Origin of the sequence: Flavobacterium sp. (genome assembly GCF_024642105.1) — a bacterium.
GTDB lineage: Bacteria > Bacteroidota > Bacteroidia > Flavobacteriales > Flavobacteriaceae > Flavobacterium.
The window spans coordinates 75,270-82,133 of the sequence record NZ_JAHEBT010000002.1 but is presented as its reverse complement, the minus strand read 5'-3'; the positions used below and the strand labels follow the sequence as shown (position 1 = coordinate 82,133).

Sequence of the window (6,864 nt, the reverse complement as noted above, 5' to 3'; positions counted from 1 at the left end):
TACTCCGCTAGGAGTTATATTTTGGTAAATGTTTGAACTATTAAACGACTTTTATAGCCCCGATAGCAGCAAGCTACCCCGTAGCGCGGATAGCGGGACAAGTCGTGTTCAGGGAGTAAAACGGGTGCTGCAAATATTACCTAAATAAAAGGTGTAATTTATAGATTCCGAAACGAGTTCGGAATGACAAATGAGTAGACCCACTGCTTTTTATCCGTGAACGGTTTCTTGTTTGCCGTATTTGGTTATTATGGAGGATTCGTAGGCAATCCATTCTTTCCAACGGGTATCTACGTTGGTATTTTCTTGGTATTGTTTGGCAAAGCCTAGGAAAGTAGTATAATGTCCTGCTTCAGAAATCATAAGATTTCTATAAAATTGCGCTAATTCAGGGTCTTGAATATTTTCGGATAGGACTTTGAAGCGTTCGCAACTTCGAGCTTCAATCATGGCTGCAAAAAGTAGTCGTTCGACCAAAGCATCGTTTCGGCTGCCGTCTTTTTTAGCAAATTTGACCAGATCGTTCACATAATTGTCTTTTCTTTCCCTACCTAATACTAAACCTTTTTCTTTAATGATATTGTGTACCATTTGAAAATGTTCCATTTCTTCTAAAGCAATTCGGGTCATTTCGGTAACCAATTCTTCTTTTTCTGAATTGTTGACGATGATGTAAATGGCATTAGTAGCTGCTTTTTGCTCGCACCACGCATGGTCGGTTAAGATTTCTTCAATATTGGATTCCACGATATTGACCCATCTGGGATCGGTAGCTAATTTAAGTCCTAACATGAATTATTAATTTAGAGTTGCAAAATTACTCTTTTTATGTTCAATTTTTAGGAAATAGGATGGAATTCCCGTTTAATTACCATTATTTTGTACTTCACTATTACGTAAATATGAATACGAATAAACGACTATTAATTATCGGTTTTGTTTGGCCTGAACCTAATTCTTCTGCCGCTGGTGGAAGAATGATGCAGTTAATCTCCTTGTTTAAGAAACAGGGTTTTGCCATTACTTTTGCAAGTCCCGCTCAGGATAGTGACTTTATGATTTCGCTTGCCGATTTTGGTGTTGATAAAGTGGCTATTGAGTTGAATGATTCTAGTTTTGATTTGTTTTTGAAGGAATTGCAGCCTAATGTGGTTTTGTTTGATCGTTTTATGATTGAAGAGCAATTTGGTTGGCGTGTTGCGGAAAATTGTCCTGATACTGTTCGGATTTTAGACACCGAAGATTTGCATTGTTTGCGTTTGGCTCGCTTTAATGCCTTTAAAGCGAATCGGAAATTTGAGATTTTGGATTTACTACAAGAAGATGTAGCCAAAAGAGAAATTGCTAGTATTTTGCGTTCAGATGTATCTTTGATGGTTTCTGAATACGAAATGGAGGTATTACAGTCTGTTTTTAAAATAGATCAATCGCTTTTGTATTACTTGCCTTTAGTGGTTGATTCGGTTGATAGGAATACTTTGCCATATAATCAAAGGCAACATTTTGTATTTATAGGTAATTTTCTTCATGAACCCAATTGGAATGCCGTTCAGTATTTAAAAGAAATAATTTGGCCTTTAATTAGAAAACAACTTCCTACAGCAGTGTTGGAAATTTATGGGGCCTATCCTTCGCAGAAGGTTTTTCAATTGCATAATGAGAAGGAAGGATTTGTAATAAAAGGTAGAGCTGACAATGCTAAAGATGTGATTTCAAATGCTCGGGTATTGTTGGCACCGCTTCGTTTTGGTGCCGGAATTAAAGGGAAATTATTGGAAGCAATGGAATATGGAACTCCATCAGTTACTTCTTCTATTGGTGCTGAGTCGATGCGTGGTGCTTTAGATTGGAATGGTAGTATCGAAGATAATCCGCAACAATTTGCAGATGCGTCAGTTCAATTGTATCAAGATGAAATTATTTGGAAACAAAGTCAGCAAAATGGATTTGAAATTATTAAGCAACTCTATTTGAAAGAGCTGTTTGAAGATGAATTTATGAATACAATAGCTGAATTACAAATGAATTTAAAGAAGCACAGGCAAAATAATTTCTTGGGTCAAATGTTGTACCACCATACAATGCAGAGTACCAAATATATGTCTCGTTGGATTGAAGAAAAAAATAAGAAATAAAAAAATCCCGCCAAGTAAAACAAGACGGGATTCTATAGTTTAAGAAAACGAGTAATTATGCAAGCATTGTTACTGGGTTCTCAATGTATTGTTTTAATGTTTGTAAAAACTGTGCTCCTGTCGCACCATCAATGGTACGGTGGTCACAAGCTAAAGAAAGCATCATAGTATTACCTACTACAATTTGTCCGTTTTTAACTACTGGTTTCTCTACAATAGCTCCTACAGAAAGGATAGCAGAGTTAGGTTGGTTAATGATAGAGTTGAACTCAGTGATACCAAACATTCCAAGGTTAGAAACTGTAAATGTACTTCCTTCCATTTCGTTAGGAAGTAATTTTTTGTTTTTAGCTCTTCCTGCTAAATCTCTTACGCTTGCACCAATTTGAGATAAACTCATAGCATCTGTAAATCGCAGTACAGGAACTACTAATCCGTCTTCAACAGCTACTGCTACACCAATATTTACGTGGTGATTGATGATAATAGCATCTTCTCTCCATTGCGAATTGATAATTGGGTGTTTTTTCAAGGCTGTTGCACAGGCCTTAATTACCATGTCATTGAAAGAAACTTTGGTGTCAGGAACACTGTTAATTACGGCTCTTGATTTCATTGCTTCATCCATTGAAACTTCAATAGATAAGTTATAGTGAGGTGCTGTGAATAAAGATTCAGCTAAACGTTTCGCAATGATTTTACGCATTTGCGAATTTTTAATTTCTTCTGTGAAAACTTCTCCAGCAGGAACGAATACTTTTGGAGCTGCTACTTTAGCTGTTTCTTGTGGTTGTGTTGCAGCGGCTGTAGTGCTGCTTGCAGATGGAGTAAAGTTTTCGATATCACTTTTTACGATACGTCCATTTTCTCCAGAACCTTTTACTTGTGATAATTGGATTCCTTTGTCATTAGCAATTTTCTTAGCTAAAGGCGAAGCCAAAATACGTTGTCCGTCAGCGGCTGCTTCTTGAGTGATTGGCGATGCCTTTTCAGCAGGCGCTGCTTTAGTTTCTTCTTTTGCAACAGTAGCATTTGAACCGCCAACTTTAAAATTGTCAGCTACGCCACTAATATCTGTTCCAGCAGGCCCTATGATCGCTAATAAACTATCAACTGGTGCCGTGCTTCCTTCTTGAATTCCAATATATAATAAAGTTCCAGCATTGAATGACTCAAACTCCATAGTAGCTTTGTCTGTTTCGATTTCTGCAAGGATGTCTCCTTCTGCAACAGTATCGCCTACTTTTTTCAACCAAGTCGCTACGGTTCCTTCAGTCATCGTGTCACTCAAACGAGGCATTGTTACTACAATTACTCCTTCTGGAAGTGCTGCTGCTGGTGTAGTTGCAGGTGATTCTTGTTTGGTTTCAGTTGCTACAGGAGTTTCAGTTACTGGAGCTGCTGCAGTACTTCCGGCTAATAAAGCTGAAATATCTTCTCCTTCATTTCCTATAATTGCTAATAATGAATCTACCGGAGCAGTTTCTCCTGCTTGTATACCAATATGTAAAAGTGTTCCTTCATTGAAAGATTCAAATTCCATAGTGGCTTTATCTGTTTCGATTTCGGCTAAGATATCTCCTTCGCTTACTTTATCACCGACTTTTTTAAGCCAAGTAGCCACCGTTCCTTCTGTCATTGTATCGCTCAAACGAGGCATTGTTACTATTGTAGCCATAACTGATTATAATTTATGAGGTAAAAATGGATAGTCTTCTTGTTCGTATACTACGTCGTATAATTGTTGAATTTCTGGATAAGGAGATTCTTCTGCAAATTTTGCACATTCTTCTACTAAATCTTTAACTCTTTGATCAATCGCTTCGATTTCTTCGTTAGTAGCATATTTTTGATCCTTGATTACATCTAATACTTGTGTAATTGGGTCAATTTTTTTGTATTCTTCTATCTCTTCTTTTGAACGGTATAGTTGTGCATCAGACATTGAGTGTCCTCTGTATCGGTACGTTTTCATTTCAAGGAAAGTAGGTCCGTCTCCACGACGCGCTCTTTCAATAGCTTCTGTCATTGCTTCGGCCACTTTCACTGGATTCATTCCGTCAACAGGTCCGCAAGGCATTTCATATCCTAATCCTAATTTCCAAATGTCAGTATGGTTAGCTGTTCTTTCCACAGATGTTCCCATGGCATAACCGTTGTTTTCAACGATAAATACTACAGGTAATTTCCATAGCATAGCCATATTGAACGCTTCGTGTAGAGAACCTTGACGAGCAGCTCCATCACCAAAATAGGTCATAGTAACACCACCAGTTTCAAAATATTTATCTGCAAATGCTAATCCCGCTCCTACAGGAATTTGGCCACCAACAATTCCGTGACCTCCGTAAAAACGATGTTCTTTTGAGAAAATGTGCATTGAACCACCCATTCCTTTTGAAGTACCGGTTACTTTTCCTAATAGTTCAGCCATTACAGCTCTTGGGTCAACTCCCATTCCAATAGGTTGAACGTGGTTTCTGTATGCGGTAATCATTTTGTCTTTAGTCAAATCCATAGCATGCAAAGCGCCTGCTAAAACGGCTTCTTGACCATTGTATAAGTGGAGAAATCCTCTTACCTTTTGTTGAATGTATAATGCTGCAAGTTTGTCTTCAAACTTTCTCCAAAGCAGCATGTCTTCGTACCACTTTAAATAAACTTCTTTTGTAACTTCTTTCATTTGAATAATGTTGTGTTATCAATTGTACCTAATAACGCAAAATAGTTTCCTCACACAAATTTGCGAAGTGCAAAAATAACACATTCCAACTTAGCACTAAAATTAATATGCTATTTTTTGAGTTTTTTTATAAGAACTTTTTATCAAAAAGAAGCGGTAGTAAGTTTTTTAGGGAGTCTGATTTGTAAATCGAGCCAATTTCTCCCATAAAGTAAATTTCGATAGGGGTATTTTGTTTTATTTCGTATTCAGCAATAGACTGTCTGCAAGAGCCGCAAGGAGGTATTGGTGCATCGGTAGTTGAACTTCCCGATGCAGCTGAAATCGCCATTTTTAAAATTTTAGCTTCAGGAAAAATAGCCCCAGCTTGGAAAACGGCTACTCTTTCGGCGCAAAGTCCAGAAGGGTAGGCGGCATTTTCTTGGTTGGAACCTAAAATGATTTTTCCATTGTCTAATAAAATAGCTGCTCCTACTTTAAAATTGGAGTAGGGAGCATAGGCTGTTTTGCGAATTGCTACAGCATCTTGCATTAAATTTTGAATGTCGGTAGGTAATTCTTGAATAGATTCAAAAACATCAAAATTAGTAGTTATCGTTATTTTATTCATTTTTGTTTCGGAAAAAAAATCCAAATTTCAATTGAAATTTGGATTTAGTAGTGAGATGAGTTATTATATGTTAATTTAGTCCGTAATTATCACCAAAGTTAAAGGTTAACGAGAAACGGAGTGTGTTTTCTAAAGGGTTTCTTATTTTGGAAGTTGAGAATAAATACGATACATCAATTTTTGCGGTAGTGTATTTAAATCCTGCCCCTAAAGAAAAATATTGTCTGGCTCCTTTCGTAGGGCTTTCGTGAAAATAACCCGCGCGCATTGCAAATGCATCTTTGTATACATATTCTGAACCTAAAGCATAGGTGACTTCGTTGATTTCTTCACTAAATCCATTTGGGGCATCGCCAAATGATTTAAATATACCAGAAACCCATCCAATTTTTCGGTACTCATTATAATTTTGAGCGTATTCTTCTGGAGTTGTTGTCCCGTCTCCATTCAAATCTGGATTTTGAGGCGTAGGAACTAATAATTTGTTCAGTTCAAGGTTGACGGTAAGCTTGTTGTCTTCGTCAAAAATAAAGTCAAAGCCTGTTCCGATTTTTAAATTAGCGGGTAAGAAATTAGTATTGAATTCGTCGTTATCATAACTGATTTTAGGGCCTAAGTTCTGAATGTTAAAACCGGCACGCCAAATACCATTAAAATGATTGTATGCTTTTTCTTCTGACTGATAGAATCCGGCAACATCTACTGCAAAGGTATTCGCTGCAGATGCATCGGTATTATCAGTGGCTACTTTGAGATTAGAACGAATATATCTTCCAGCGACAGCCATTGAAAAGGTATTGCTAAGTTTTAATGAATAAGAACCGTCAAGAGCTAATTCGTTTGGAGAGACTACTCTAGGTTGGTCATTAGCATCATTTCGTAATTCAATATTCCCTAGTCCAAAATAACGTAGACTACTTGCCCAAGCACTTCTTTCGTTGATTTTATTGAAATAAGTTATTTGTCCTAATGATATGTCGTTTACCAAGTCGGTGAGGTAAGGAGTGTAACTCACAGAAAAACCTTGTTTGTGTTCAGCAAAAGCATACTTTGCAGGATTCCATTGTTGAGCAAAAGCATCAGTTGAAGTAGCAATACCAATATCAGCCATACCTGCAGCTCTAGCATCTGCTGAAACCATTAAAAAGGGTACACCAGTAGTAATTACTCTTTCTTGTGCTTTTGCTGAAGAAATAATTATAAGGCATATCAGAAATAAGGTTGTTTTTTTCATTTTTAAACGTAATTGATTAAACAAATGTACTATTTTTTATAGTATTACCAATTTTGAATTTTTCTACATTTTATTCTGGGTTAAAAAAAAGAAGTTTTCGTTTAACCTCAGAAATCTATTTCTGTATAACTTCATTTTTTCGATATTATTGTATGTGATTTATTTATTAGTTATGTAGAATGTTTAGTTTGTTTTAATCTTA

6 protein-coding genes are annotated in these 6,864 nt (G+C 36.6%); 1 reads left to right on the top strand and 5 read right to left on the bottom strand.

The genetic code is table 11. From position 1 onward, the window contains the following. Positions 1 to 210: 210 nt before the first annotated feature. Complete coding sequence (locus Q0L65_RS01390; protein ID WP_296682611.1) at positions 211 to 792, bottom strand: tRNA-(ms[2]io[6]A)-hydroxylase; 582 nt, start codon at positions 790 to 792, stop codon at positions 211 to 213. A gap of 110 nt (positions 793 to 902) precedes the next feature. On the opposite strand from Q0L65_RS01390, the gene Q0L65_RS01385 reads away from it, so the two are divergent. Then, positions 903 to 2,135 (top strand): glycosyltransferase, encoded by a 1,233-nt coding sequence (locus Q0L65_RS01385; protein WP_296682610.1) that lies wholly within the window; start codon positions 903 to 905, stop codon positions 2,133 to 2,135. A gap of 55 nt (positions 2,136 to 2,190) precedes the next feature. Here Q0L65_RS01385 and Q0L65_RS01380 read toward each other — a convergent pair whose 3' ends face one another. From Q0L65_RS01380 to porV, 4 genes are all read right to left on the bottom strand, one after another. Next, entirely contained in the window at positions 2,191 to 3,813 is a 1,623-nt protein-coding gene (locus Q0L65_RS01380) for a pyruvate dehydrogenase complex dihydrolipoamide acetyltransferase (protein ID WP_296682608.1), read from the bottom strand. Between the two features lie 6 nt (positions 3,814 to 3,819). Beyond that, a complete protein-coding gene (gene pdhA, locus Q0L65_RS01375; protein WP_296682607.1) occupies positions 3,820 to 4,818 on the bottom strand; it encodes a pyruvate dehydrogenase (acetyl-transferring) E1 component subunit alpha in 999 nt (332 codons plus the stop codon). 127 nt (positions 4,819 to 4,945) lie between these two features. Then, on the bottom strand, positions 4,946 to 5,428 hold the full coding sequence (locus tag Q0L65_RS01370) for a cytidine deaminase (protein ID WP_296682605.1): 483 nt from the start codon (positions 5,426 to 5,428) through the stop codon (positions 4,946 to 4,948). A 70-nt stretch (positions 5,429 to 5,498) separates the two neighbouring features. Next, positions 5,499 to 6,662, bottom strand: coding sequence for a type IX secretion system outer membrane channel protein PorV (gene porV, locus Q0L65_RS01365; RefSeq protein ID WP_296682604.1), 1,164 nt, complete (start codon positions 6,660 to 6,662; stop codon positions 5,499 to 5,501). Between the last annotated feature and the right edge of the window lie 202 nt (positions 6,663 to 6,864).

What these genes read in the sequence shown, in the direction of transcription:
- Q0L65_RS01390 (WP_296682611.1), bottom strand. Translation starts at nt 792, where the DNA reads ATGTTAGGACTTAAATTAGCTACCGATCCCAGATGGGTCAATATCGTG.
- Q0L65_RS01385 (WP_296682610.1), top strand. Translation starts at nt 903, where the DNA reads ATGAATACGAATAAACGACTATTAATTATCGGTTTTGTTTGGCCTGAA.
- Q0L65_RS01380 (WP_296682608.1), bottom strand. Translation starts at nt 3,813, where the DNA reads ATGGCTACAATAGTAACAATGCCTCGTTTGAGCGATACAATGACAGAA.
- pdhA (WP_296682607.1), bottom strand. Translation starts at nt 4,818, where the DNA reads ATGAAAGAAGTTACAAAAGAAGTTTATTTAAAGTGGTACGAAGACATG.
- Q0L65_RS01370 (WP_296682605.1), bottom strand. Translation starts at nt 5,428, where the DNA reads ATGAATAAAATAACGATAACTACTAATTTTGATGTTTTTGAATCTATT.
- porV (WP_296682604.1), bottom strand. Translation starts at nt 6,662, where the DNA reads ATGAAAAAAACAACCTTATTTCTGATATGCCTTATAATTATTTCTTCA.